25 protein-coding genes, 1 tRNA gene and 1 pseudogene are annotated in these 26,647 nt (G+C 61.6%); 17 read left to right on the top strand and 10 right to left on the bottom strand.

What is annotated here, in order from left to right:
* Nucleotides 1–59: 59 nt before the first annotated feature.
* Both SJY08_RS12505 and SJY08_RS12500 read left to right on the top strand, forming a co-directional pair.
* Complete coding sequence (locus SJY08_RS12505; protein ID WP_377275982.1) at nt 60–3,524, top strand: chromosome segregation SMC family protein; 3,465 nt, start codon at nt 60–62, stop codon at nt 3,522–3,524.
* The gene (locus SJY08_RS12500) at nt 3,521–3,943 is read left to right on the top strand and encodes an Ivy family c-type lysozyme inhibitor (protein ID WP_054149178.1); all 423 of its coding nucleotides are present in this window, start codon (nt 3,521–3,523) and stop codon (nt 3,941–3,943) included. Before SJY08_RS12505 ends, SJY08_RS12500 begins: the two co-directional genes overlap by 4 nt.
* A gap of 1 nt (nt 3,944) precedes the next feature.
* Here SJY08_RS12500 and SJY08_RS12495 read toward each other — a convergent pair whose 3' ends face one another.
* The 3 genes from SJY08_RS12495 to SJY08_RS12485 all read right to left on the bottom strand — a co-directional run bounded on the left by SJY08_RS12495 (nt 3,945) and on the right by SJY08_RS12485 (nt 7,966).
* Entirely contained in the window at nt 3,945–5,111 is a 1,167-nt protein-coding gene (locus tag SJY08_RS12495; RefSeq protein ID WP_300889002.1) for an MFS transporter, read from the bottom strand.
* A 385-nt stretch (nt 5,112–5,496) separates the two neighbouring features.
* Nucleotides 5,497–6,810 carry an enoyl-acyl carrier protein reductase FabMG gene (locus SJY08_RS12490; protein ID WP_194842824.1) on the bottom strand — a complete coding sequence of 438 codons (1,314 nt, stop codon included), beginning with the start codon at nt 6,808–6,810 and terminating at the stop codon, nt 5,497–5,499.
* 154 nt (nt 6,811–6,964) lie between these two features.
* Complete coding sequence (locus SJY08_RS12485; protein ID WP_153761696.1) at nt 6,965–7,966, bottom strand: VOC family protein; 1,002 nt, start codon at nt 7,964–7,966, stop codon at nt 6,965–6,967.
* A gap of 223 nt (nt 7,967–8,189) precedes the next feature.
* Between SJY08_RS12485 and ppdK the strand changes: the two genes are divergently transcribed.
* The 4 genes and pseudogenes from ppdK (at nt 8,190) to SJY08_RS12465 (ending at nt 12,258) form a co-directional block, all read left to right on the top strand.
* On the top strand, nt 8,190–10,856 hold the full coding sequence (gene ppdK, locus SJY08_RS12480) for a pyruvate, phosphate dikinase (protein ID WP_377275978.1): 2,667 nt from the start codon (nt 8,190–8,192) through the stop codon (nt 10,854–10,856).
* A 4-nt stretch (nt 10,857–10,860) separates the two neighbouring features.
* Nucleotides 10,861–11,136 (top strand): addiction module antidote protein, encoded by a 276-nt coding sequence (locus SJY08_RS12475; RefSeq protein WP_377275976.1) that lies wholly within the window; start codon nt 10,861–10,863, stop codon nt 11,134–11,136.
* Nucleotides 11,115–11,284, top strand: a pseudogene (locus SJY08_RS12470) (putative PEP-binding protein); the annotation flags it as partial. The gene SJY08_RS12475 and the pseudogene SJY08_RS12470, both read left to right, overlap by 22 nt.
* 428 nt (nt 11,285–11,712) lie before the next feature.
* Entirely contained in the window at nt 11,713–12,258 is a 546-nt protein-coding gene (locus SJY08_RS12465) for a hypothetical protein (RefSeq protein ID WP_377275974.1), read from the top strand.
* 10 nt (nt 12,259–12,268) lie between these two features.
* Here SJY08_RS12465 and SJY08_RS12460 read toward each other — a convergent pair whose 3' ends face one another.
* Complete coding sequence (locus SJY08_RS12460; RefSeq protein ID WP_377275972.1) at nt 12,269–12,457, bottom strand: type II toxin-antitoxin system RelE/ParE family toxin; 189 nt, start codon at nt 12,455–12,457, stop codon at nt 12,269–12,271.
* Nucleotides 12,454–12,738, bottom strand: a complete 285-nt coding sequence (locus SJY08_RS12455; RefSeq protein WP_377275970.1) for a type II toxin-antitoxin system ParD family antitoxin — start codon at nt 12,736–12,738, stop codon at nt 12,454–12,456. Before SJY08_RS12455 ends, SJY08_RS12460 begins: the two co-directional genes overlap by 4 nt.
* A 202-nt stretch (nt 12,739–12,940) precedes the next feature.
* On the opposite strand from SJY08_RS12455, the gene SJY08_RS12450 reads away from it, so the two are divergent.
* The 3 genes from SJY08_RS12450 (at nt 12,941) to SJY08_RS12440 (ending at nt 14,968) form a co-directional block, all read left to right on the top strand.
* A complete protein-coding gene (locus SJY08_RS12450; protein WP_377275968.1) occupies nt 12,941–13,564 on the top strand; it encodes an FMN-binding negative transcriptional regulator in 624 nt (207 codons plus the stop codon).
* Between the two features lie 172 nt (nt 13,565–13,736).
* Nucleotides 13,737–14,033, top strand: coding sequence for a cupin domain-containing protein (locus SJY08_RS12445; protein ID WP_377275966.1), 297 nt, complete (start codon nt 13,737–13,739; stop codon nt 14,031–14,033).
* A complete protein-coding gene (locus SJY08_RS12440) occupies nt 14,030–14,968 on the top strand; it encodes an MBL fold metallo-hydrolase (protein ID WP_377275964.1) in 939 nt (312 codons plus the stop codon). The genes SJY08_RS12445 and SJY08_RS12440 overlap by 4 nt, the downstream gene beginning before the upstream one ends.
* A 177-nt stretch (nt 14,969–15,145) precedes the next feature.
* Here the strand turns inward: SJY08_RS12440 and SJY08_RS12435 are convergent, their stop codons facing one another.
* Nucleotides 15,146–16,081: a DUF1499 domain-containing protein gene (locus SJY08_RS12435; protein WP_300889015.1), complete on the bottom strand. Its 936-nt coding sequence runs from the start codon at nt 16,079–16,081 to the stop codon at nt 15,146–15,148.
* A 93-nt stretch (nt 16,082–16,174) separates the two neighbouring features.
* Entirely contained in the window at nt 16,175–17,161 is a 987-nt protein-coding gene (locus tag SJY08_RS12430; protein WP_377275962.1) for a hypothetical protein, read from the bottom strand.
* Between the two features lie 111 nt (nt 17,162–17,272).
* On the opposite strand from SJY08_RS12430, the gene SJY08_RS12425 reads away from it, so the two are divergent.
* Entirely contained in the window at nt 17,273–17,599 is a 327-nt protein-coding gene (locus SJY08_RS12425; RefSeq protein WP_153761703.1) for a hypothetical protein, read from the top strand.
* A 78-nt stretch (nt 17,600–17,677) separates the two neighbouring features.
* Here the strand turns inward: SJY08_RS12425 and SJY08_RS12420 are convergent, their stop codons facing one another.
* Complete coding sequence (locus tag SJY08_RS12420; protein ID WP_069041926.1) at nt 17,678–18,238, bottom strand: type 1 glutamine amidotransferase domain-containing protein; 561 nt, start codon at nt 18,236–18,238, stop codon at nt 17,678–17,680.
* A gap of 170 nt (nt 18,239–18,408) precedes the next feature.
* On the opposite strand from SJY08_RS12420, the gene SJY08_RS12415 reads away from it, so the two are divergent.
* Nucleotides 18,409–18,483 (top strand) — tRNA-Gln (locus SJY08_RS12415).
* A 1,094-nt stretch (nt 18,484–19,577) separates the two neighbouring features.
* Complete coding sequence (locus SJY08_RS12410) at nt 19,578–19,769, top strand: helix-turn-helix transcriptional regulator (protein WP_377275959.1); 192 nt, start codon at nt 19,578–19,580, stop codon at nt 19,767–19,769.
* 467 nt (nt 19,770–20,236) lie between these two features.
* Here the strand turns inward: SJY08_RS12410 and SJY08_RS12405 are convergent, their stop codons facing one another.
* The gene (locus SJY08_RS12405; protein WP_377275957.1) at nt 20,237–20,521 is read right to left on the bottom strand and encodes a helix-turn-helix domain-containing protein; all 285 of its coding nucleotides are present in this window, start codon (nt 20,519–20,521) and stop codon (nt 20,237–20,239) included.
* Between the two features lie 542 nt (nt 20,522–21,063).
* Here SJY08_RS12405 and SJY08_RS12400 point away from each other — a divergent pair.
* From SJY08_RS12400 to istB, 3 genes are all read left to right on the top strand, one after another.
* A complete protein-coding gene (locus tag SJY08_RS12400) occupies nt 21,064–21,792 on the top strand; it encodes a hypothetical protein (protein WP_377275955.1) in 729 nt (242 codons plus the stop codon).
* Nucleotides 21,793–21,881: 89 nt separating this feature from the next.
* A complete protein-coding gene (gene istA / locus SJY08_RS12395) occupies nt 21,882–23,408 on the top strand; it encodes an IS21 family transposase (protein ID WP_340542099.1) in 1,527 nt (508 codons plus the stop codon).
* Nucleotides 23,398–24,210, top strand: a complete 813-nt coding sequence (gene istB, locus SJY08_RS12390) for an IS21-like element helper ATPase IstB (protein ID WP_340542100.1) — start codon at nt 23,398–23,400, stop codon at nt 24,208–24,210. Before istA ends, istB begins: the two co-directional genes overlap by 11 nt.
* 31 nt (nt 24,211–24,241) lie before the next feature.
* Here the strand turns inward: istB and SJY08_RS12385 are convergent, their stop codons facing one another.
* Entirely contained in the window at nt 24,242–24,466 is a 225-nt protein-coding gene (locus SJY08_RS12385) for a DUF6538 domain-containing protein (RefSeq protein ID WP_377278577.1), read from the bottom strand.
* Between the two features lie 303 nt (nt 24,467–24,769).
* Between SJY08_RS12385 and SJY08_RS12380 the strand changes: the two genes are divergently transcribed.
* Both SJY08_RS12380 and SJY08_RS12375 read left to right on the top strand, forming a co-directional pair.
* Nucleotides 24,770–24,916: a hypothetical protein gene (locus SJY08_RS12380; RefSeq protein ID WP_156322953.1), complete on the top strand. Its 147-nt coding sequence runs from the start codon at nt 24,770–24,772 to the stop codon at nt 24,914–24,916.
* The gene (locus tag SJY08_RS12375) at nt 24,910–26,610 is read left to right on the top strand and encodes an ABC transporter ATP-binding protein (protein ID WP_069041925.1); all 1,701 of its coding nucleotides are present in this window, start codon (nt 24,910–24,912) and stop codon (nt 26,608–26,610) included. Before SJY08_RS12380 ends, SJY08_RS12375 begins: the two co-directional genes overlap by 7 nt.
* Nucleotides 26,611–26,647: the final 37 nt, after the last annotated feature.

Raw genomic sequence — 26,647 nt, 5'->3', positions numbered from 1 at the left:
GGCGCCGGGGAAACCCGTGCGCCCGTTTTTCGTGCGTTGCTTCGGCGGAGGGTGGCGCCATGAAATTCAACCGCCTCCGCGTTGTCGGCTTCAAGTCCTTCGTCGAACCCTCCGAATTCGTCATCGAACGGGGCCTTACCGGCATCGTAGGACCGAATGGCTGCGGCAAGTCGAACCTCGTCGAAGCGCTCCGCTGGGTGATGGGCGAGAATTCCTACAAGAACATGCGCGCCTCCGGCATGGACGACGTGATCTTCTCCGGTTCCGGCAATCGTCCTGCACGCAACTCGGCCGAAGTCGGCCTCTATCTCGACAATTCCGACCGCACGGCACCGGCGGCCTTCAACGATGCCGATGAGATCCAGGTGACCCGCCGCATCGAGCGCGGCAATGGTTCGGTCTATCGCATCAACGGCAAGGAAGCCCGCGCCAAGGATGTGCAGCTTTTGTTTGCCGATGCCTCGACGGGGGCTCGCTCGCCTTCCATGGTCGGCCAGGGTCGTATCGGCGAACTGATTTCGGCCAAACCCCAGGCGCGGCGGCAATTGCTCGAAGAAGCCGCTGGCATTTCCGGCCTGCATTCCCGCCGCCACGAGGCGGAACTCAGGCTGCGTGCGGCGGAAACCAATCTCGAGCGACTGGAAGACATCACCGCCCAGCTGGAAAGCCAGATCGAGAGCCTCAAGCGCCAGGCTCGCCAGGCCAACCGCTTCAAGCAATTGTCCGCCGACATCCGCGCCCATGACGCCATGCTCCTGCATATCCGCTGGGCTCAAGCCAAACAGGCCGAGGGCGAGGCCGAGAGCGCCTTGAACCAGGCCATGTCCACGGTCGCCGAAAAGGCGAACCACCAGATGGAGGCGGCCAAGCTCCAGGCCATCGCGAGCCTCAAGATGCCGGAACTGCGCGAGGAGGAGGCGAAGGCCGCCGCCGCTTTACAGCGCCTGCAGATCGCCCGCAGCCAACTCGACGAAGAAGCCAACCGGATTCTCCGTCGCCGCGATGAGCTGACCCGCCGCCTTGCCCAGCTCGATGAAGACATCCGCCGTGAGGAACGCCTCGTCTCTGAGAATGCCGAGGTCATTTCCCGTCTTTCCGAGGAAGAAGCCGAACTCGAGGAAATCCTCGCCGATGCCGGCCGCTTCGGTGAGGAGGCGAAGGAGACCTTCGACGCCGCTGCTGCAACGCTTGCCGATAGCGAACGCGACTTCACCCGCCTGACCGCCGAACGCGCCGAAGCCGCTGCCGGCCGCAACCAGCTGGAACGTGCCATCCGCGACCTCACGGAGCGCCGCGCAAGGCTGGAGCGTCAGGTCTCCGATGCCTCCCGTGAACTCTCCGACATCTCCGACCGCATAGCAGCCTTGCCTGATCCGGACGAAAAGCGCGAAATGGTCGAGATCGCCGAACAGGCCGTCGCTGACGCCGAAAGTGCGGCCATGGAGGCGGAAGCAGCGCTGACCGAAGCCCGCCGCACCGAAAGCCATCTGCGCCAGCCGCTGGACGCCGCGCGTGCCCGCGTCAACGGGCTGGAGACCGAAGCCCGCACCATCGCCCGCATCCTCGCCTCAACGACCACGGGCGACTTCCCGCCGGTCGCCGACGAACTCTCCGTCGATCGCGGTTATGAAACGGCCCTAGGTGCCGCCCTCGGCGACGATCTCGACAGCGCGCTCGATCCCACGGCCCCCGCCCACTGGCACGGCAATGGCGACGGGGCAGGGGACCCAAGCCTGCCGTCTGGCGCGAAGCCCCTGATCACCCATGTCCGCGCACCCGCAGCGCTTACCCGGGCACTCCGCCAGATCGGCGTGGTCGAGGAAGCCGAAGCGCTTGCCCTGATGCCCAAACTCGCCCCCGGCCAGCGCCTCGTCACCCGCGATGGTGCGGTTTATCGCTGGGATGGCCATGTCACCGGTGCCGACGCCCCGAGTGCCGCCGCCCTGCGTCTCGCGCAGAAGAACCGCCTTGCCGAAATCGAAATCGAGACCGAGGAAGCCCGCGACCAGATGGTTGAGGCCGAGGATCGTCTCGCTGAAGCCGCCGATGCCATCCGCACCGAGGAAGCCCGCCTCACGCAAGCCCGCGACCGCAGCCGCCTGACGGTCCGAAGCCTGGCCGAAGCCCGCGATGCCCTTGCCCAGGCTGAACGTGCCTCGGGTGATCTCATCCGACGCCGCGAGGTGATCGAGGAGGCGGTGAACGGGTTGAAGGCCCAGATCGAGGAGATCGTCGAGCATGAAGAAACCGCCCGCATCGAGATGGAGGAGACGCCTGATCTCTCCGCCCTCGATATCCGCCTGCGGGAAGCTGAGGCCGTCGTTGCCCGCGATCGTGGCCTGCTCGCCGAAGCGCGCGCCCGTTTCGAGGGCCTCGCCCGCGAAGATGAAATGCGCCGCCGCCGCATTCTCTCGATCCGCCAGGAAAAGCAGAACTGGCAGAACCGCGCCAAGTCTGCCGAGGAACACATCGCGACGCTGCGCGAGCGCGAGGCCGAGGCCCGCGACGAGATCACTGATCTCGAAATGGCGCCCGACGAATTTGAGGATAAGCGCCGCAATCTGATGACCGCCCTCGACAAGGCCGAGAAGGACCGCCGCGATGCCGCCGATCGCCTGATCGAGGCAGAAACCCGCCAGCGCGAGGCCGACCAGAAGGCGGCAGCCGCCCTGGCTGAACTCGCTGAAAGCAGAGAAAAGCGCGGCCGCGCCGAAGAGCGTCTGGTCTCTGCCCGCGAATGGCGCATCGAGGCCGAGACCCGTATCGGTGATACGCTGAATGTCAGCCCGCATGAGGCCTTCCGCCTGACGGGCCTGAAAGATCCCTCTGAGATCGGCGACCTGCGCGAGGTCGAGCGCAATCTCGACCGTCTGAAGATGGAGCGCGAGCGGCTCGGCGCCGTCAACCTGCGCGCCGAGGAAGAGCAGAAGGAACTGTCGGACAAGCTCGCCGCCCTCATCAAGGAGCGCGACGATATCATTGATGCGATCCGCAAGCTGCGTGGTGCCATCCAGAGCCTCAACCGCGAAGGCCGCGAACGGCTGATCGCCGCCTTTGACGTCGTCAATGCGCAGTTCCAACGCCTCTTCACCCATCTGTTCAACGGCGGCACCGCCGAACTGCAGCTGATCGAAAGCGACGACCCGCTCGAAGCCGGCCTCGAAATCCTCGCCCGCCCGCCGGGCAAGAAACCGCAGACCATGACGCTGCTGTCGGGCGGCGAGCAGGCGCTGACAGCCATGGCCCTGATCTTCGCCGTCTTCCTGACGAACCCTGCGCCGATCTGCGTGCTGGACGAAGTCGACGCGCCGCTCGACGACCACAATGTCGAGCGCTACTGCAACCTGATGGACGAAATGGCCGCCTCGACCGAGACCCGCTTCGTCATCATCACACACAACCCCATCACCATGGCTCGCATGAATCGCCTCTTCGGCGTCACCATGGCAGAGCAAGGCGTCAGCCAGCTCGTCTCCGTTGATTTGCAGACGGCGGAGGCCCTGCGCGAGAGGGAGGTAGTATGAAACGCCACCTCATCGCCCTTGGCCTCCTGGCGGCTGTGAGCGCCGCCCCCCTCCACGCCCAGACCGCATCCCCCTCGCTTGCCGGCAACTACCTGCCGAGCGTGCTGGCAACCTCGCCGGCCCATCGCGACAGCCTGATGGAGATGCTCAAGGGCCAGCCGGGGCTGCCCTTCTGGGTGCGCGCCCTGGTGCGCCAGCCGCGTTACGTGGCACTTGCCTCCGAGGAGGTCGCGGTCAAGGACAAGCGCATGCAGCTCTTCCGCGCCTGCGAGCCGCGGACCTGCGAAACAAGCTGGATCCGCGTGCTTTACTCCGAGGACGGCAAGCGGGCCCTGCTTTATGTCTCTGACGCCAAGCTTGGCATCAAGATCTTCGGCGATCCGACGCCGGAGGAGTTGACGTTTCTGACGCGCTCTTGAATCAAGCCGCCAGCTTCTGCCGCCGAGCAGGCCCAACCGGCAGCGCGCCGCTGGCGAGGATCGATCCGAGCACCAGGGGCAGGCAGACGAGATAGGCGTTGCGGATGCCGAAGGCCTCGGCCACGAAGCCCAGAAGCGGCGGCCCGAGGAAGAAGACGACAAAGGCCATCTGCGCGATTGCCGCGACATTGATCACGGCGGGGCGATCGGTGCGTTGGGCCGCGGCCGAGACCGCCATCGGATAGACTGCGCTGCAGCCGGCGCCCATCAGAGCGAAGCCGAGAAGGGCAATCGTCGGAGACGGTGCAATCCAGGCCATGGCGATGCCTAATGCTGCGACCGAAAGCAACACCCGCCCGACGAGCCGTGCGCCGTAGCGATCGACGACCGGGTCGACCGTCAGGCGTGCCAGCGCCATGAAGAAGGCAAACAGCGTCAGCCCCGAACCCGAGATGAAGGGCGAGACGTCGAAGACTTCTTCCATGTAGATCGTCGACCAGTCGATGCCGGCACCCTCGATCAGGAAGGCCGAGGTGCCGATGATGCAGAGCGGTAGTAGAGCAAGCGTCGGCAGCGCGAAATGCGGTGCCTTGTCCTCGGCTCCGGCGGTTGTGAGGACAGGCGCATTCTTCATGCCCGCGATCGTGATCGCACCGATGACGAACATCAGTCCCAGCAGCACATGCATATGCACCTGCATCGTCACCCCCGCCTGCCGGACCAGCGAGGCAGTGATCGCCGTGACGAAGAAGCCGAGGCTCCAGCAGCCATGCGCGCGGTTCATGATGCCGAATCCGGCCTGCGCCTCGATCCGTCCGATCTCGACATTAAGGCAGATCTCCAGCGCGCCGGCGAGAAGTCCGACGGCGAAGAGCGTGGCAAAGACGAGAGGGGCGGAAGGCAGAAGCGAGATGAGGGACAAGAGCGCCATGACGCCGAGCAGACAGATGGCCAACGTCGTGCGCGACCCGAGCCGGACGATCAGCGGCGAGGAGAGGGTGAGCGAAATCAGCGAGCCGATCGCCATGCCGATCAGCGTCAGCCCCAGTTCGGCCTTGTTGACCCCGAGCTGCAGCTGAAGGTCGGGCAGCCGGGAGAACAGCGATCCCGTACACATGGCAAACAGAAAGAAGGCGATATAGACGCGATACTGCGGCTGGAAATGCATCGGGGAGACTCGATTTGTCTGATGACCAGTCATCTGCGTGCCAGCATCGGTGTGCCAAGTCCAGCCGTTGCGGCGGCCGATCGGTTCTCCCCGGAAAAGACCGTGCGTCTCGACAGGTCAGCTCACGGGCTATGCCAGGTCAGGCTGGTGCTCGCCGCCCCACACACGCCGTCATCCTCGGGCTTGTCCCGAGGATCTGCCAAGGCTTGCCATGGATTGGAGGCTTAAGGAGCGGACTGAAAGGTCGAGCCAATAGCAGCGGCAGTAGATCCTCGGGACAAGCCCGAGGATGACGAAGGAGGGGGCCCTCGCGAAACGAAAAATGCCGGAAGCGAAGCTCCCGGCACCATCAGACCCTTGGCTACTGCCTATTCGTTTCGCGCGCTCAGCCGGCCTTGTTGATCTGCCGCGCGACCATGTCATGGTTCAGCCAGAGCACCGGCGCAGACGGATTGGCCATTTCGCCAAAGATCAGCGCGCCGGTTGCTTCGACCACGAGCACGCTCAGATAGTCCGAGATCAGCGCCTTGCCGTCCTTGTGCATCTGCGCAATCTCCTGCGAGGTGCCGATGGTGATGTCGGACTGGCCCTGGCTGTTGGGCATCGGCCAGTTGTTGAAGTCGTAGAACGGGATCATCACGTCGCTTGCCTGGAAGTCGGCGATCTTCTTGAGCACGTCCTCGACGGTCGCACCCTCGACCAGCAGCGCCTCGCAGTCGGCCCAGATCTTTTCGGTGCGGGCGCCTGGATTTTCCTTCTTCAGCGCCTTCAGGAGCGGCAGAAGCGGCAGCTCAATGCCGGCGAAGACATCGGACGAGTTGGTGCGGATCTCAGGGCAGTTGAAGACGGTCGCCTTGATGCCGGAAGCGTAAGCCTCCTCGGCAATCGCCTCGAGCTTCATCTTGGCATAGCCCTGGGTGTAGTTCGTATAGGTCTGCCAGCGATATTCGTCGCCGATCAGGATGCCCGTGCCGTGATAGCCATAGGCCGAATAACGCACCTGGCCGCCGCTCTTTTCGATGCGGTTGCGGATGGCAGTGCTGCCCTCGATCAGGTGACGGAAGGTGTTGGCCGAGACTTCGTCGAAGTTCTGCAGGATTAGCTTGCCGAGATCGCTGTCGAGCAGCACCTGAGAGGACATGTGGCGCGCGCCACGGCCCTTGTAGATGCGGTTGGCAAGAACGAGGAAGACCTTGGCCTTCGGAATGCCGCCGGCCATCGTGTGGGCGAAATGCACATTCCGGCCATCGGCAATCATGCCTTCCAGCTCGCCCATGATCTTGGCAACGGCATCCTGGAAACGCGACACGCCAACCTGGCGGCACTTTTCGATATGCGCCCAGTCGAGCTTTTCCGTTTCCCAGTTTTCCAGCGTCAGCGAAGCAAGCAGGTCCGTCGGTGTCTTCTCGCCTTCGGGCGCATCAAGATCGAAGCCGGCCATGGCGGGAATATTGATGATCCGGCCACCGAGATTGGCTTCCGCCTGGGCAAGCTCTTCGTCGGTCAGCGGACGCAGCTTGTTATTCTCGTCACGGCGACCGACGGTGATCCCGATGATCTCCATGCCGGCCTTCTTGGCCTGGTCGAGCAGGCCAGTGACATAGCCACGACCGAACAATTCGCCGAAAAGAACGAAGACGTCGCCCTTCTGGTAAAGGTTGTTCTGCGGGATCTCAGTCAGTGAAACCGGGCTGGTCAGGGTCATGTTTGATTCCGGATTACAATTTACTAGAATGCCAACTAGCAAACGCTGGACCGGAGCGCATCACCCTCAATTGATTTGTCTGGTCATTTTGCGTGACCGTTTATTGCATTGCGTGATGACCCTGTAACATCAGCCCGGTCCTGGCACGTCAAACCCGCTTGAGCCTGACCCTTGTGCCCCAGGGATCCAGCGCCTCGAACCCGCCTTCGATGGCGCTGACGGCAAAGCCCTTCGCCTGAAGATCTGCGCGGCGCCCTTCAAGGATCGCTTCATCACTCGTGTGCAGCGAGAACCAGTCGAGCCCGGTCATTGCGTCCTGACGCGGGCCGGCATCACGGCTTTCCCAGATATTGGCGCCGATATGGTGGTGATAGCGACCCGACGACAGGAAGGTCGCGCCACGCTGATCGCTGCCGGCCACCACGTCCAGACCAAGCCCATCGGCATAAAAGGCGCGCGCCGTTTCCAGCCCGCCGACCCTCAGATGGATATGGCCGATCCGCAGCGCGGCCGGGACGGTCGTATACTCGTCGCGGTCCGTGCGCGTCTTCGTCTTGATGAAGATGTCGTCGATGTTGAGTTCACGACTGCCCATGGTCACCGTATTGCCAGCCCAGAGCCAGGTCTCCTGCGGGCGATCGCTATAGACCTCGACGCCATTGCCCTCGGGATCCGTCAGATAAACCGCTTCCGACACCGAGTGATCGGCAAAGCCGGTCAGCGGAATTTGGCTGCGGGCCACATGCACCAGCCAGCGGGCGAGATCGGCACGGTCAGGCATCAGGAAGGCGGTGTGATAGAGGCCGGCCTGGCCCGGCGCCTCGGGCGTCGCATCCGGCCGGGCAAGGATATGCAGGAGCGGCGTCCCGCCCGCACCGAGCGTCACGGCATCGGGCGCATCCGTCAGCACGTCGAGCCCCAGCATGCTGGTGTAATAGGCCTTGAGCCGCGCGACATCCTTCGCCCGCAGGCAAACCTCGCCGACATGCACTGGGCGCGTCAGACCGAAAGGCAGCTGTGGCGTCTGCGCCGCCGGAAGCGCGGTCTGGGTCTCGATCCCCTCCGCCCTCAGCGCTCCGGTGAGCGCTCCGGTCAGTGTTGCCGCTCCGGCCAGCCGCAAAAGCTGGCGCCGCGTCCAGTGAACAGTCATTTCGGTCCCCATCTATCCCTGCACTTGTAGGCCTTGCTTACAATGCCGCGTCGAAATCTGTCTTTCACGTCTCTCCACGCAATTTCACATCCGCGTGAGCCTTCGAGGCGAGATCTGCCGCAATTATGATGCATTGCAGCATAAACTTGTCTGTTGAACATTTCCAATCCGTCACAATTGCTGTAAACGGTGGAAAAACAAGCCTGTTCGGGTGGAGAGGGCAATGCGCAAGTGGGTTTACACCTTCGGCGGAGGAGCGGCCGAGGGGAGTAGGGCCGAGATCGAGCAGCTGGGAGGCAAGGGGGCCAATCTCGCCGAAATGGCGGCGCTTGGCCTGCCGGTTCCGCCCGGCCTCACGATCGTGTCAGATGCGTGTGGCCTTTTCTACAAGAGTGGAAAGACGCTCGCCGACGAGCTGAAGACCCAGGTTCTCCGCGGCATATCCGGCATCGAGGCCGCAACAGGCCGCGCCTTTGGCGACACCAGCCAGCCGCTTCTCTTGTCCGTCCGCTCCGGCTCGCGCACCTCCATGCCCGGCATGATGGACACCGTCCTCAATCTCGGCCTCAACGACCACACGGTCGAGGCGCTCGCGGAGCATTCGGGTGACGCCCGTTTCGCCTGGGACAGCTATCGCCGCTTCATCCAGATGTATGGCGATGTCGTCATGGGCCTCGATCACGAGGTCTTCGAGGAAATCCTGGAGGACGAAAAGGCAAGGCTCGGCCACGAACTCGACACCGATCTCTCGGCCTCCGAGTGGCAGCAGGTCGTGAAACTCTACAAGGAAGTGCTGGAACAGGAACTGGGCGAGCCCTTTCCGCAGGATCCGCATGTCCAGCTCTGGGGCGCGATCGGCGCGGTCTTTTCCAGCTGGATGAACCCGCGCGCCCAGACCTATCGCATGCTGCATTCGATCCCCGAAGGCTGGGGCACATCCGTCACCGTGCAGACCATGGTCTTCGGCAACCTGGGCTCCACCTCCGCCACCGGCGTCGCCTTCACCCGGAACCCTTCCACGGGCGCCAAGGAACTCTACGGCGAATTCCTCGTCAATGCGCAAGGCGAAGACGTCGTTGCCGGCATCCGCACGCCGCAATCGATCACCGAGGCGGCCCGCATCGATTCAGGCTCCGACAAGCCCTCGCTCGAAAAGCTGATGCCGGAGGCGTTTGCCGAATTCTGCGCGATCTGCGACCGGCTCGAGGCCCATTACCGCGACATGCAGGATCTCGAATTCACCATCGAGCGCGGCAAGCTCTGGATGCTGCAGGCCCGCTCGGGCAAGCGCACGACCAAGGCCGCGATGAAGATCGCCGTCGACATGGCGGCGGAAGGGCTGATCTCGGAGGAAGAGGCGGTGATGCGCATCGAGCCCTCATCGCTCGACCAGCTGCTGCACCCGACCATCGACCCGCGCGTCACTCGCCATGTCATCGGCTCGGGCCTGCCCGCCTCGCCGGGCGCGGCGACCGGCGCCATCGTGTTTACGGCGGAAGAGGCGGTCGAAGCCGAAAGCGAAGGCCGCAAGGTCATTCTCGTCCGCGTCGAAACCAGCCCCGAAGACATCCACGGCATGCATGCAGCCCAGGGCATCCTGACGACCCGTGGCGGCATGACCAGCCATGCGGCCGTCGTTGCCCGTGGCATGGGCATCCCTTGCGTCTCCGGTGCCGGCACCATGCGCGTCGACCTGCGCAATGAGAAGCTGGTTGGCATGGGTGTCACCCTCACCAAGGGCGACATCATCACCATCGACGGCTCCTCCGGCCAGGTACTGAAGGGCGAAGTGCCCATGCTTCAGCCGGAACTCTCGGGCGATTTCGCCCAGTTGATGCAATGGGCCGACCGCACCCGCCGCATGACGGTGCGCACCAATGCCGATACGCCCGCCGACGCCCGCGCCGCCCGCTCTTTCGGGGCAGAGGGCATTGGGCTCTGCCGCACCGAACACATGTTCTTCGAGGGCGAGCGCATCCATGTGATGCGCGAGATGATCCTCGCCGAAGACGAGGCCGGCCGCCGCGCGGCACTCGACAAGCTGCTTCCCATGCAGCGCTCCGACTTCACCGAGCTTTTCACCATCATGCACGGGTTGCCGGTGACGATCCGCATGCTCGATCCGCCGCTGCATGAATTTCTGCCGAAGTCGGACGAGGAGATCGAGGAAGTGGCCTATGCCATGGGCCTCGAACCCGGCTTCATGCGCCGCCGCATCGATGCCCTGCACGAGTTCAACCCGATGCTCGGCCATCGCGGCTGCCGTCTCGCCATCTCCTATCCCGAGATCGCCGAAATGCAGGCCCGCGCCATCTTCGAGGCAGCCGTCACTGCTGCCCGCGAAACGGGCGCTGCCGTCGTGCCGGAAATCATGGTGCCGCTGGTCGGCCTGCGATCCGAGCTCGATTACGTCAAGGCCGTCATCGACCGCGTGGCCGCCGAAGTCATGGGCGAAGCCGAACTCGAGATCTCCTATCTCGTCGGCACCATGATCGAGCTGCCGCGCGCCGCAATCCGCGCCCATATCATCGCCGAAGCCGCCGAATTCTTCTCCTTCGGCACCAACGACCTGACCCAGACCACCTTCGGCATGTCCCGCGACGACGCCGCACGCTTCATCCCGACCTATCAGAAGAAGGGCATCATCGTGCAGGACCCCTTCGTCTCCCTCGATTTCGACGGCGTCGGCGAACTCATCCGCATCGCCGCCGAACGCGGCCGCAAGACGCGCCCCGACATGAAACTCGGCATCTGCGGCGAACACGGCGGCGACCCGACCTCGATCCATTTCTGTGAGGATGTCGGGCTGGACTATGTGTCGTGCTCGCCGTTCCGCGTGCCGATTGCGCGGTTGTCGGCGGCCCAGGCGGCGATCAAGGCGAAGGCGTGAGGGGATGGCTGAGATTGTTTCTGACTACGATCCAGCCGAAGACCTCACTTCACCGGAAGCGCTTTCCGTCTTCGTCAATGAGGCGCTGAAGACCGAAGATGCAGACTATATCGCGCACGCACTCGGTGTCTGCGCCAGAGCAAGTGGCATGGCCGGGATTGCCGAGGTGACCACGCTGTCCAGCGAGGGTAATCCGACGCTCAAGACCACGCTTGCAGTGATGAAGGCGCTCGGGATTTCGCTGACAGCGGATGTGTCCGCAACACCCGCCCCGACATGAAACTCGGCATCTGCGGCGAACACGGCGGCGACCCGACCTCATCCACTTCTGCGAGGATGACGGCCTGGATCATGTCTCCTGCTCGCCGTTTCGTGTGCCGATTGCGAGGCTCTGGGCGGCCCAGGCGGCGATCAAGGCGCGGGGGTGATGGGGCTATGGGATATCTGCCTCTTGAGGGGTGGTGCCAAAACGACCTGCGCGACGTATTCTAACAGCTGATCATTGAGGCTTGTAAAGTCAATGAATAAACCGAAGCATTTCACTAGGACTATTCAGGTGTACAGTCGGAGCGGAGAATATTCCGCAGCCGCCATTGCGGGAGCAACTGCCTCTGGTCGACCGGACTACGAAGACGAAACCAAATGGTCCAAACCGGCAAAGACCCGTCCGGGAAATCCCAGCGGGCTAACGTTGTCGCAACATGTGTTTCCAGCCAAGTGCATCGCAAGATTCACGGATGCCGGCGGTACACTGCAGGTGCATGATCTGCTTAGGGGGCGAACGCGCAAAGCAAAGCCCAAGGACCAAATTTTCTGCGCCAGAAGGGCTTGGGATCAACGATCTGAGTCCGGATATATGCGAGATATAGAAATTAGATTTCAAGCAGCTGCAGAAGCCGTTATCGCGAAACGATGCGGCTTGGTTCAAGGGCCGGATAGGCGCAGTGTTGATGATTTTTTTGCGCTTTGGTACGTGAGATCCCGATTCAATCAATTGAGGGATCAGGAAACTGAATTAGTCGGCTTAGATGGTGATGAACTCACATTGGAGCAAGAAGAGAATTTGGAGCGGGACCACTATGTTTTTGTTAGGAGCGGCGGTTTCGTGCCGACCAGACACCTTAATGGCATTTGGATTCAGCAGAGCGTTGACGAGTTCTGTAAACGCTTTAAGCCTGTTTCGACTTGGCGGGTCGTTGTATCTGAAGGCGGCCAGTACATTGTTCCTGACGTACCAACGCAATGGATTATACCGCTCACCCCTGATTTAGCATTAATCGGAAACGTCTCAGATAGCTCGATAACTCAAGATAACCTTGCGCAACTGAATCGAGATACCGTTGCCGGAAGCCGTTACTATTATTTTGCAAGGCAATTGGATCAGTGCCCATGCCAAATTTAGACCGCATACCTTAGTGCGCATCGTGCCATCCTTGGATTGCATTTGTGCTTGGGAGGTCGGAGCGAGTCGCGACAAGAAATGCCTGCAATCGATCGACATAGGCAAGAGCCACTGTCTGGTCCGCACGCTCCGCGATGTATCGCGCCAGTGCGTCGATATCCTGTCTCGCCTCGCGTGTCAGGCGAAGCCGATATTTCATTCTGCAGCCGAAGCCTTGCCGGACTTCAGCCCCTCGCGGATACCATCAAACGCTGCATCCAGATCCAGCAAGCTCTCAGGCTCGGCCATCGCCCTGTCATAGGTCGGCGCTACCTCGTCGCGAAGCCAGTCCTCCAGCGCGTCTTCGTTTGACGCGAGCAGTCTCAGCCCTTCCGAAACAACCTGGCTTTCATTGGCATAGTCCCCAGACGCCACCTTAGAGCGGATCAGGTCGAGAAGATCTTCGGGCAATGTTACGGTCACGGTCTGGTATCTGGACATAACGATCCTTCCTGACGGTGCTGGCATGATAACACCGTCCGCCCTCTGCCGCTACGCCGACACCTGCGGGCCGACATAAGACATCCCCGGGCCAATTTCACCGCCTGTCACGGCTCAAATGGTCCATGCTTTTTGCCGGAAACTGGTCCTTCGTTTGATGCCAGTTGGATGCGATAATCCGAAGACGTCACCGGAGATCCAAATGTACACCCCTCCAGCATTCGTTGTGTCCGAAAGGTCCGAGCTGCATGCGATGATGCGCCAGTGTCATCTGGCCAACTTCATCACCGCGACAGTGGCAGGGCCGATGGCAACGCCCCTGCCACTGTTGCTTGATGAAACCGAGGGCGAAATGGGGGTGCTCTACGGCCATCTCGCAAGACCCAATCCGCAATGGCAGGCGGATGTCGTCGGACACGGCCTGGCCGTGTTCATGGGCCCCGACGCCTATGTCACGCCATCCTGGTACGCGACGAAAGCCGAGCATGGAAAAGTGGTGCCAACCTGGAACTATGCAGCCGTGCACGCCTCGGGCCCGGTCGAGTTCTTTGATGATGCCGATCGCCTGCTCGAGGTCGTCAACCGCCTGACCAATCACCACGAAGCTTCCCGCAAACAGCCCTGGACCGTCGCGGATGCTCCGGAGACCTTCATCAGCGGACAGTTGCGCGGCATCATCGGCGTGCGCATGCCGATCGTCGATCTCAAGGGGAAGCGCAAGATGAGCCAGAATCGCCCCGAGGCGGATCGGGAGGGCGTCAGGCGCGGCCTGGAGGAACGGGGTGAGCGACACGACATCACGGTTGCCGCCATGGTTCCGACCTGAACGCCGAACTGGCGCGCGCCGAGGATCCCGACGTTTGCGATCAACCTGCGGATCGCAAATGGCCTTAGAGCCGGCGCCCGTTCCTGCAGCGCGATTGCCCCCGGGACGGCCAGAGGCTAACGTCCGGACATCACGGGCACCGCCCGTGCCCGCCACCCACCCGGAGATACCCATGCCCGGCTATTCCGCCCGCCCGCCCGCCATCCCTACCGTGGTCCTCGACGATGCCGTCACCCGCATCACCCGCTGGGATTTCGAGCCGGGAGCTGCGACGGGCCATCACACCCATGGCCTCGGCTATGTCGTCGTGCCGCTCACCGATTGCCATTTCCTCATCGAGGATGCCGAAGGCGAGCGCCGCGTGACGTCGAAGACCGGCGAGGCCTATCGGCGGGATGCCGGCGTCGAGCATAATGTCATCAATGGCGGCGACCAGCCGATGAGTTTCATCGAGATCGAGTATAAATGAGCAAGACGGAAGATCCGGCGGGCGATCAGCCGGTGCCGCAATTCGTTACCGCCTTCGAGCCGCAGCATGGCGTGGCGGTGCCCGTGGCAGACGGCGTCGAGCGTCTCACAGCGCCCAATCCGAGCCCTTTCACATTCCACGGCACCAACACCTATATCGTCGGTCAGAAATCCGTCTGCGTCGTCGATCCCGGCCCCGATAACGACGCGCATTTTGATGCGCTGATGGAGGCATTGCAGGGCAGGGAGGTCACCCATATCGCCGTCAGCCACACCCATCGCGACCATTCCCCGCTCGCCCGTCGGCTAAAGGAAGCGACCGGCGCGATCATCGTCGCCGAAGGCCCGCATCGCCCGTCGCGTCCGCTCTTTGAAGGCGAGGTGAACCCCTTCGCCGAAAGCTCCGACACCGATTTTGTCCCCGACCTTGCCCTTGCCGACGGCGAGACCGTCGAAGGTGATGGCTGGAAGCTCACCGCCGTGCATACCCCCGGCCACACCGCCAACCACGCAGCCTTTACGCTTGATAACACCGGCATCCTCTTTTCCGCCGATCACGTCATGGCCTGGGCCACCTCGATCGTCGCCCCTCCCGATGGCGCCATGGCCGACTATATGGCTTCGCTCGACCGGCTGCTCACGCGTGACGACCGCCTGTATCTGCCCGGCCATGGCGGTCCGGTCAGCGAGCCCCGCGCTTTTGTCCGGGCGCTGCGCACCCATCGTCTGATGCGCGAGCGCGCCGTGCTGGAGCGCATTCGACAAGGCGATCGCCGGATATCGGACATGGTCAAGGTCATCTACGCCACCACCGATTCCCGCCTGCATGGGGCAGCTGCCCTTTCAGTGCTCGCCCATCTCGAGGACCTCGTGGAGAAGGGCCTGATCGCTACGGACGGTCCGGCGAAGCTGTCGGGAGAGTATCGGCCGGCTTGAGAGGTCATGAGCCTTCGGCTTGCCCCCTCTGTCCGCTGCGCCGACATCTCCCCCACAGGTGGGGAGAGTGGAGGGTTCGGCAGCGCCGGCGTTTTCCGCTCTCCCCCCGTGTGGGGGAGATGGCCGCCCTTCGACAAGCTCAGGAGGCCAGAGGGGGCAAGCGGCACAAGGCCAGCCTCAGTTCCCGGCAATCCCCAGAAGCTCCGCATCCAGCGCATGCAGGAAGCCCTCGGCAATCTCATCGCTGATCCCCAGATCATGCGGCCCGTAGCGTGAGGCGACGCGGATGTCGACGAGCGTCATCTCCGCTTCTTCGCGAAGCCGCACGACGGCATCGAAGGGCAGCCCAAGCACCAGCGTGCGGGTGGCAAACTGCAGCCGGGCCGTCCCCTCCGGTTCGCCGTCATCCAGTGGCACGAGCAGGCTCGGCTCGGGGCGCGCGGTCGGCAGCGGCCCGCTTTCCGGCAGTGCGTCCTGGGACGCGGGTGCTGCGCCCTGGGCTTCCGCCTCGACCGGGACTTCCGTCGTCGGCCGCAGTTCCAGCGCCGGCAGGCCGTATTCCTCGCCCCGGCTTGCCGTCACCACCAGCCGGTTTTCGCCCGCGACCTTGCGTACCGCCTCATAGACGCGGTCGATTGCCCCTTCATAGCGCCGGCCGTTCAAGCCCGGATAGGCGGCAAGCTGCGCCTCGCCGGCATTGTCAGGCAGGGCAGGGCGGGGCAAGAGATTTTGCGGCGCATCCGGCAGGGAAACGAAGGCCGGCCGATCGGCGAGATCGGTCGAAACCTCGGTCAGTTTCGGCTTGGTGACATAGAGGTAATAGCCATAGCCGGGCAGGGCGAGCGGCACGGCCGCATAGATCAGCGCCCAGGCGGAAGCCACGCCCCCGAGCGCACCGATCTGCCATAGCCGGGCAAGGCCGAGAAGCGCAAGCGGAACGGCAAGCGCCGCCGGCACGGCAGCTGCCAGCACCAAAAGCACGAAATCCGGCGTCGAGAGCGGCCCGAAGCGATGCGCCAGCACGACGATCAGCAGCAAGCCGAGCGAAAACAGCGCCAGCCGTCGCGCGAGAAAGGCGGAACGGGACACCGGACGGTCATAGCGGATATGCATCAGGATCTACCGGAATCAGAGGCGACACTGACCGCTTGTAACGGCTGACGTGGAAGGCGTCGACTGGCAATGCGGTCTGCTTCGCCTCACGCCTCACGGCTCACCGTTGCGCCGGCCGCCGAGAAGCGGATTGTCGCCGAACTCCGGTGGTGGAATGGCGTTGTCGTCGACTGGGCTGTCGAAGCTCTCCGGCGCCTCCGTAAGCCCGTCCTCGACCGCCGGATCGAGCGGTGCAAGCGACGGGTCATCGAGGAGCTCGGGCAGCGGCGGAGCATCGGGTGAAAGCGGCACGTAAAGCGAGACGGTAACGATGACCGCGATTACCATCAGCCAGGAACCGATGATCCGTGCCGGGATGGTGAGCCAGGCGCCGCGGAACGGGCGCAGCATCAAGCCGGGAACAACGAGGATCCACAGCGCGCCGAGCACGGCGGCGAAAGCGAATTCCTTGATGCCGATCCCGAAGTCGTCGAGCCCGATGAACAGCGCGAAGGAGAAGCCGACGACAGCGGCCGCAAGCGGGGCTGCAATCCGGCGCACCCGCGCCGGCAGCCACAGGACCACGCCGGACAGCATCACGGCGATGGGTGCGATCAGGAAGAGCTCGTGCCCGAGCGGGCTCTGCAGGATGGCGCTGAAGATCGGGTCGAAGAAGAGGAGCATCGGCGTGATCACGCCAAGAAAGGCGACGACAATCGAGACGACCTCGCCTCGCCGCTCGGCCATGCCGATGGCGACTGACAGGCCGAGCATGGCCAGAACCAGATCATAGATCGACAGCGTGAAGAGATAGCCGAGCTCGAAGAAGGCGAATTCATGTGGAATGGCAAGCGAACCTGCAACCGTCAGAACACCGGCGAGAAATACCGATAAGGCGATCCGGAAGCCAGGCGTGCGAACTCCGGCGCGGAAGCGTTCGGCAGCAGCGCTCGCCTTGTCCTCGGCGCCGTTGACGGTGGCCGGGTCGCGGATCGCCGCGCCGCTGCCCTCGCCATGAGCCACGCTGCGGACGGCCCCTGAAGGCCCGCTCTTCGCGACAACCCGCCCCGTTTTCCTGTGTGGCTGCTTCTGCTTCTTCATGTCCAGGGTCCGAGCTTGCGCGGCAAGCCGCAGCCCTCAGCCTATTTCACACGAGGCTTGATTTGTCACCGCTTGCCGCTGCACTCTCTCGTGAGAGGGAGGGTCCGGGCCATGGCCATCGTCATGCTGACGGCCGTCACGCGCGTCGAGCGCAAGGCCGCAACGAGTTTCGTCTTTGACACCGTCAACCGCCTCGGCGGCTGGATCGACGACACGCGCATGTATTCGAACCTGATGAACACGATCCGGATGACGCTTCCGGCCGGCGCATTTGGCACGCTGGTCGACGTATTGGAAGAGGGCGGCATTTCCGTTGGGCCACCAGAGGGGCTGGGTGATTTCAGCGATCCCGCTATTGAGCGTATGGCAACGCTGCAGCTCACCTTCATCCACGACGAGCCGGACCTGAAGCGCGAAGTGCCCTCGGTTCCGGGCTGAAGATGCCGTGAGCACAGGCATAACACAAAAAACCCGGCGGTTGCCCGCCGGGTCTCTCGTGTTGTCTGGCAGACGCGATCAGGCGGCGCGGCGCTGATGCCGGCCTTCCTCGATCTCCTCGACGATCTTCGCCACGAAGGCATCGAGATCGCCGGGATTGCGCGAGGTGATGATAGCCTGATCCGTAACCACGGCCTCATCGCGCCAGTCGGCACCGGCATTGATCATGTCGGTCTTGATCGAGGGGAAGGAGGTCGCCTTGCGGCCCTTGACGGCACCGGCCTCGATCAGAAGCCATGGGCCGTGACAGATGGCAGCAACGGCCTTGCCGGAATTGACGAAAGTCTTCACCACGTCGACGGCCTTCTGCTCCTTGCGCAGGAGGTCGGGATTGATCTGGCCGCCGGGAATGACCAGAGCATCGAAATCATCGATTTTCACCTCGTCGAGGGTGAGATCGACATCGACAGTGTCGCCCCAGTTATTCTCGTCCCAGCTCTTGATCGGCGCCTTTTCGAGCGAGGCGATCTTGACCTTGGCGCCCTTGGCGGAGAGCTGTTCCAGCGGCACGCGCAACTCGGAGCGCTCATAGCCATGGGTGGCGAGGATAAGGATGCGGGCGGATGTGATGGAGGGCATGGGATGTCCTTTTCGTTGGTTTTCGTCGTGGGGGATGAAAAGGAAACGACGTGGCCGCAGCATCGTTCCGGGAAAAACGCACGTTCCTCCTTCCGAAGGTGTTGCCGCCCGGCTTTCGCTTTGCTAATCAGGCCGCGATTTGCAGCGCATCTTTCCGCCTGCAACTCTGTTGGGGCGTCGCCAAGCGGTAAGGCACCGGTTTTTGGTACCGGCATTCGGAGGTTCGAATCCTCCCGCCCCAGCCATCTTTTAAGCGGTCAGCACCCGTAAGTCGGCTTCATCTGCTTGTGGCCCTCAAAATGGGCGACAGAATCGGACAGCAGAATTTCGCGGATTAAGGTCGCCGGTCGTTTTCATGCGATTTCCACAGTCTTTTGTGCCAGCTCCTGTATGCGGGCCGTCTAAGAGATTGTCCCACCCAAGGCGATACGAAGCAAGAGGTTGTCTCTGCACCCGCTTGACCCGATGCACTCGTGATGCATCCTAGCTGGGGCCAGCGCGAGACCCCACAAGGTCTGCGGACGCCGGGGCTGCTTGGCGCTTCCGGTCTCTGTGGGCTGCCTGCCGACAAGCGTCGCTGCAGTACAGGCAGTCGGCACGCCTCTGTTCCCTCTGTAGCTCCTTGCAGTACGTGCAAAAGATAAGTGGCCTTCCATTGAAGGCCAAGGTGACGATTTCGTGGACCAGGAACGTGTAAAGGTCAGGTGCTTCAAGAACCGGCCGAAAGCCCCTTGGCTCATCTTCTGCCGGGAGCAACCAAAAGCCAAGCTTCATGAAGAACGGATGCCACACAAGTCCGCTCGGGGGCGGATTGACCAAAGAAAACCCACCGGGCTTTTGGAGCGCCTCGTTCAGCTCGCGCAACCTGTCGCTCCATGTGCGGATTTCGGCCACCGGGGCAAAAGTGCCTCCGTTTAAGCTTCGGTTCTCGGCAAAGGAAAGGTGACCGTAGAGGCTCGTCACTGCCCCGAGTTGTTCCGATGTGTGTGCGCTGAGAAATGTGACCACCGCCGCGCGGGCCTCCGCTGTTCCGGAGTGCAGCGTGTAATCGATGCATTCATTTCGCGTCCAGATGTGCTCCCCTTCATTGAGGCGGCCATGCGTTTTCTGGACCTCTTTCGGTCCTACCAGCACTACCTGTGCCCCCGATCTTGAAGCACTACCGCGATAGACGACCGCATTGCTCATGTCACGGCTCCGTAACACCTCGGTGTGAAGACTCGTATAGCACAGACGTCTAATGTTGGCGTCGGCCAATTTCCATGCAACGTTTTTGCCGACGGTTGAAGGTCATGCGAACTTGCTCCGTTACTTCAGGTGACCGCCATAGGAGGAAAACATGGCAAACAATGACGACGGTGATGACGGGCTGATTGGCCCCCGCGAGATCGAGAGGTTAACGACCCTTTCTCGTATGACAATATGGCGTTTGCGAAAGCAGGGTCTCTTCCCACCGGCAGTCCGCCCATCGCCTGGAAGGTTGGCTTATCGACGGCGGGAGTTCCGAGACTGGTTCGGGAGCCTCCGCTGAGCTCTCTGAAAGATATAGAACATGTCAAAGCGTCGGCTTCGAAATGCCGGCGCTTTGACATGTTCTGTTGGCATAGCCGACACGCAGAAGCACCGCACGTGCAGTGCCAACTGAAAGCGCGGAGCCATGCAGGTATGTGAAGTCAAAGACACGGTGAGCCTAGAGCTGTCGGTTGCCTTCATGGCCCGGCCGCATTCTTGCAGGTGAACCCGATTGCGGTTCCTTGACGATCATAGACAAGTTCTATCCCGTATCTCTCAAACACCGCCATAACACGGTCCAACGAAGCAGTCGTAACAAGTCCGTCTTTTTCAAGCTTAAACACTGTTCTCGTGGACACTCCTGCGGCTATTGCGAGCTCCTTGTGCGTAAACATGAGATAAGCCCTTACAGCGCGGGCGATTGGGGGCGTCACTGTCAGCACGGCCAGCTGCCTCCTATTTGATCGACACAGCGGGCGTAGCTTCTTATGCGAGCCATCGAACTCCAACTCCGTAAAACCTTTTCGTGCTGGCATCACTCCAGCCAAGGAACTCGATCCGCTGCTGCTCGTAGTATTCCTGCATGGTCGCGGAAGAGGCTGCCCAATGACTGCCCCGCTCCAGGTCTTTCACCGTTGCCAGAGACAGCCCCACGTCATTGGCGACCTCCGCCTGCGTTCTGTTCAGAAGCGCACGCGCGGCGCGGAACGATATGCCAAGGGGTTCTGACCAGTACTTGCCACGATCGCCTGCTAGCAGTTCTGGTGTCATAGGCGCGCGCCATCTTGCTCCCCCGCCTGAGACCGAGGAGCCGATGGACGCCTGACCAAGAAACTCGATTCCACGCTCCGTGTAGAAGTCGACTAGCTTCAGATTGATACCGAGCATCGCTTCTGACGTTTCGGCTGTTGATATGTATCTACGCGTTACTCCAGCCTGGTTCGCGGCCTCCTGCTGCGAGAGAGCCATCAATGCGCGTGCGACCCGAAGGGCCTCCGGTGGAGCTGGTAACCTCATCTGCCCGACAAGCCGGTCGCGCGAGAATAAGTCAACATAGCTATTTAGGGTCTTTAAATATCCTCCAGGTAGGTTATAAAGCGACTCATGGGATGAAAAAATATCCTAGATAATTTGAGTGTGAGTGCATCTCGACTGATTCGCATATCTCGCGCAGCGCTGTGCGAATTGCATGTGCACTGTGGTCAGCTCGTAGACGGCATCAGTGCGACAAGAATGGCGGAAGGTTTGCGGATAAACGCACACGGTAGGCCCGGTTCCGTTTCCAGCTCGAGCTTTTACTAGGGGACACATAGATGCCGAATGACGCCTGGGGCAGATGGCCGCGAACGCTCTGGAGACGAACTCTGCCCGACGGCGGCCTTTTAACGGTCCCTGTCTTCATGGCGTACTGCGGTATCGCCGCTGCGCTGCGTCCGTGGGCCAGAACTTCGGAGAAGGCGATACTGACGCTCGATGTCACGGGAGACTATTGCCGGGAAGTCCACATTGCCGCGGCCGAGGCCTTTGTCAGCGGAATCTGGGATACGAAGGACTGGGAGAAACATGTCTTCGAGTGGTCGCCGAAATCGTTGCCGGATCAAATCCGAGCAGAGAAGAATCAGATGGGAGTCTTTTTTTCGCCTCCACGCTATTCGCTGACCGATGACGACCGGCTGTTCTCCGATGCGGTCATTCAGCTGCCGCCACGCACTCCGCGTCATGCAATAGCGGCACTCCGGCATGCTGGACTTCCGGTCGACCCAACAACCATAGAACTATTGATCTCTAAATCCTGGGATACGCTGAACAGCGCATTTCAAAGTCGTCGCCATCCTCTGCGAGCCCTAAGTTTGGTTCGTCACGCGACTAAAGCAAAACGACTTCTGCAGCCAGTTCCACAAAATTCGATGCCACCTAAGCTCACGCTTGACGACATGCATGGGTTCGATCCTGCTGTCGCTTGGGGCCATAGTTTAGCGAAAGATTTAGCAAGCTACAGGGCAGACGTCATTCCATGGATGTTGATTTCCATTGAGAGCTGACCCGGCGCAGCCAGATATTTCCATTGAGAATTGACCCATGTTTCAACCGTCCCTCGCATGTTTTCAGCGGGGGCTCTGGAGTGATCGACATGGCGTTACTGAGCGTGATCCGGCGCTGGCATTTTCGAGAGCATCTATCGATCCGGGAGATTTGCCGCAGGACCGGCTTGTCCCGGAATACCATCCGCAAATATCTGCGCGCCGACGGCGTGGAGCCAAAGTTCAACGTGCCGGAGAGGCCGAGCAAGCTTGATCCGTTTGCAGATCGGTTATCGGCCTGGCTGAAGACGGAGTCGAAGAAAGGCCGCAAGCAGAAGCGGACGATGAAGCAGCTACACGTTGATCTTGTCAGCCTCGGCTACAAGGGGTCCTACAATCGTGTGGCGGCATTTGCGCGGGAATGGCGCAATGATCGTCAGAGGGAATTGCAGACGACGGGCCGCGGTACATTTGTGCCCCTGACGTTCGAACCAGGCGAGGCCTTCCAGTTCGACTGGTCAGAAGATTGGGCGATCATCGGCAATGAGCGCACCAAGCTGCAGATCGCCCACACGAAGCTGAGCTACTCCAGGGCCTTCATCGTCCGGGCATACCTCCTGCAGACGCATGAGATGCTGTTCGATGCCCATAACCATGCCTTCCGTGTCTTCGGTGGCATTCCTGGTCGCGGCATCTACGACAACATGCGCACGGCGATCGACAAGGTCGGTCGTGGCAAGGAGCGCGACGTCAACGTCCGCTTCATGGCGATGGCCAGCCATTATGTGTTCGAGCCCGAGTTCTGCAATCCGGCTTCCGGCTGGGAGAAGGGACAGGTCGAGAAGAACGTGCAGGATGCGCGTCATCGCTTCTTTCAACCGATCCCGCGCTTTCCATCACTGGGGGCCCTGAACGATTGGCTCGAGGAGCGTTGCAAGGAGTTCTGGGCCAACACACCCCACGGTCAGATGCGTGGCACCATTGCCGACATCTGGGCCGAGGAAGTCCCAGCTCTCATGGCGCTCTCCAGGCCGTTCGACGGGTTCGTCGAATATACGAAGCGGGTCACGCCAACCTGCCTCGTGCATCTGGAGCGCAATCGCTACAGCGTTCCGTCATCCTTCGCCAATCGACCGGTGAGCCTCCGGGTCTATCCGGATCGTGTCGTGGTCGCCGCAGAAGGCCAGATCGTCTGCGAGCACCGCCGCGTCATAGATCGGTCCCATGATCGGCCGGGTCAGACCATCTACGACTGGCGTCACTATCTGGCGGTGGTGCAGCGTAAGCCTGGTGCTCTTCGTAACGGCGCACCGTTCATTGAGCTTCCCGATGCATTCCGGACCTTGCAGCAATACCTGCTCAAGAAGCCGGGGGGCGATCGGGAGATGGTCGATATCCTGGCGCTGGTCCTTCAGCACGACGAGCAGGCAGTCCTGTCTGCCGTCGACATGGCGCTGAAGTCTGGCGTTCCGACCAAGACGCATGTGCTGAACCTGCTGCATCGGCTCGTTGACGGCAAATCCTTCACGCCGCCAACCCTCGATACCCCTCAGGCACTGACGCTCACCAATGAACCCAAGGCTAATGTTGAACGATACGACACCTTGAGAAAGACGGAGGCTCGCCATGCGTCATAATCCAGCAAGCGGCGCGATCGTCATCATGCTGCGGCAGTTGAAGATGCATGGCATGGCCCAGGCCGTCGGGGAACTTACTGAGCAGGGATCACCCGCGTTCGAGGCTGCCCTTCCGATCCTGTCGCAGCTTCTCAAGGCAGAGATGGCGGAGCGCGAGGTTCGATCAACGGCCTATCAGCTCAAGACAGCACGCTTTCCAGCCTACCGTGACCTGAATGGCTTCGACTTTACCAGCAGCGAGATTAACGAGGCGCTCGTGCAACAGCTTCATCGCTGTGACTTCCTCGATGACTCCAACAATATCGTTCTGGTCGGCGGACCTGGCACGGGAAAGACGCACATTGCCACCGCGCTCGGCGTTCAGGCAATTGAACACCACCACAAGCGGGTAAGGTTCTTCTCGACGGTCGAACTGGTCAACGCGCTCGAGCAAGAGAAGGCACAAGGCAAGTCAGGACAGATCGCCAATCGGCTCGTCCACTCTGATCTCGTCATTCTCGACGAGCTGGGATACCTGCCATTCAGTACTTCAGGCGGGGCGCTGCTCTTCCACCTGCTCAGCAGACTTTATGAGCGCACCAGCGTCATCATCACCACCAACCTCAGCTTCAGTGAATGGGCAAGCGTCTTTGGCGACGCAAAGATGACCACCGCGCTGCTCGACAGGCTCACCCACCACTGCCACATCCTCGAAACCGGAAACGACAGCTTCCGCTTCAAGAACAGCTCGGCGCATCAGCCCAAAACATCAAAGGAGAAACGCAGGAACTTGACCCAGACCAACAACACGAACGATACCTAAAGGCGGGTCAATTCTCGGTGGAAACGCCGGGTCAGCTCTCAGTGGAAATCAACATGCCGGTCACTGCCGCCTTCGGAAGCCGTCCCTGTCTCGCGGCTTCGATCATGGATAGGAACTCGGCGACCACCGCATGTTTCCGTCGTTCGGCTTCGGCCTGGCTATGGGTGTCGAGCGAACGCTTCAGGCGCGTCTTACCGATGGTCTTCACCAACTCTCTAGGGACTGGCACGGTCACTCGCCAGCCGCCGTTGTTCATCTTTTCAAGGTAGGTCGGAGCGCGATTGCGGGGCAAAGAATGTACCTCAAAATGGCCTCTTCAATGTACCGCATGTCTATGAAAACGCTGGATAGTTTGCAAGATCAAACAGTTGGGTGTGTCCCAAATGAGGGTCCTGGCGCCCCAGCCATCTCCAAAGGCGGTCTTTCAAAAGTGATATGCGTACTTCGGTTGCGGCTCGCGCGTCCGTCATGCCACGCAGCCTGTCCATACTTGTCGTGACCCTTCATCCTGCGCGGGATTATGCACAAGCCGTCTAAACTTGACTGAAACGGAAAGGTTGTGCTCAACGGCACATCCGGCGCGCTGAAGCCGCTGGAAGCCTTGTCGCGCGTCCCGGGTCTTGCCATGGATGAGGTGACACGTCCCGGCCGCTTGCCAGTGCCCTTTGCGGGTGCCATGGACCATTGCAGGATCATCGCATGCTGAAACAGTTTTTCGCCTATTACCGCCCGTGGAAAGGTCTGTTCTGGCTGGATTTTTCCTGTGCCGTTGTTTCTGGCCTGCTGGAGCTTGCCTTCCCGCTCGCCGTCACCGCTTTCATCGACAGGCTGCTGCCGACCGGCAACTGGACGCTGACGCTGATTGCCGCCGCCGGCCTGCTCGCGATCTATGTCGTCAATGCAGCCCTGATGGCAATCGTCATCTATTGGGGTCACAAGCTCGGCATCAATATCGAGACGGCGATGCGCGCCAGGGCCTTCGAGCATCTGACGACGCTCTCCTGGCGCTGGTATGATACGGCCCGCACCGGCAAGCTGGTCGCCCGCGTCACGCGTGACCTAGAAGAAGTGGGAGAGGTCGCCCATCACGGGCCAGAAGATCTCTTCATCGCCATCATGACCTTTGTCGGCGCCTTCATCCTGATGCTCAACATGCATGTCGAACTCGCGCTGGTCACGGCCCTCATCGTGCCGGGCACGGTTGCCATCGTCTCGATCTATGGCAGCCGCATGACCCGCACCTGGCAGGAGATCTATGGCCGCATTGGCGCCTTCAATGTGCGCCTGGAAGAAACGATCGGCGGCATTCGCGTCGTCCAGGCCTATGCCAACGAGGATCATGAGCGGAAACTCTTTGCCAAAGATAATGCCAGCTACCGCAAGACCAAGCTCGACGCCTACAAGGTCATGGCCGCCTCGTCCTCCCTGCACTACATGGGCATGCGCTTCGTCCAGGTGGTGATCATGGTGATCGGCTCGGCCTATGTGCTCTCGGGCGCCATGACGACCGGCAGCTTTGTCGGTTTCCTGCTTCTGGTCGGCGTCTTCTTCCGCCCGCTCGACAAGATCAGCGCCGTCATCGAAACCTATCCGCGCGGCATCGCCGGCTTCCGCCGTTACCTTGATCTGCTCGCGACCGAACCGGAGATCACCGACAGCCCGAACGCCCGCCCGGTCTCGACGCTATCAGGCGAAATCGCCTTCTCCAACCTCACCTTTGCCTTCACGCCCGGCCGCCCCGTGTTGCATGACATTTCGCTGCATGTGAGGCCGGGGGAAACGATCGCCTTCGTCGGCGAGTCCGGTGCCGGCAAATCGACGCTTCTGTCGCTTTTGCCGCGCTTCTACGAGCCGACCTCGGGCACCATCACCATCGACGGTCTGGCTCTGCCGGACATGACCGTCGAGAGCCTGCGTCGCCAGATCGGCCTCGTCTCGCAGGATGTCTTCCTGTTCGGTGGAACGCTGCGGGAAAACATCGTCTATGGTCGCATCGGCGCAAGCGACGACGAGGTGCTGGAGGCCTGCCGCCGGGCCCAGCTCTCGACCATGCTGGAAAACCTTCCCGAGGGCCTCGACACCATCGTCGGCGAGCGCGGCATCATGCTGTCCGGCGGCCAGAAACAGCGTGTGGCGATTGCCCGCGCCTTCCTCAAGGATCCGCCGATCCTGCTGCTCGACGAAGCGACGTCAGCGCTGGACAGCACGACGGAGCGCGAGATCCAGTCTGCGCTGGAGGAGCTGTCCAAGGGCCGCACGACGCTTGTCGTCGCCCATCGGCTTGGCACCATCCGCAATGCCGATCGCATCGTCGTCATGCAGCAGGGCCGCATCGTCGAAGTCGGCAACCATGCCGAACTGATGAAGCGGCAAGGCGCCTACGCAAAGCTTGCGGCCTGATGGACAAAGGGCAGGCGCCCGGCACATCAGTTCCGAT

The sequence above is a fragment of the Rhizobium sp. R86522 genome, assembly GCF_042466255.1.
Classification (GTDB): domain Bacteria; phylum Pseudomonadota; class Alphaproteobacteria; order Rhizobiales; family Rhizobiaceae; genus Allorhizobium.
This window is presented reverse-complemented; position numbering and strand designations above follow the sequence as displayed.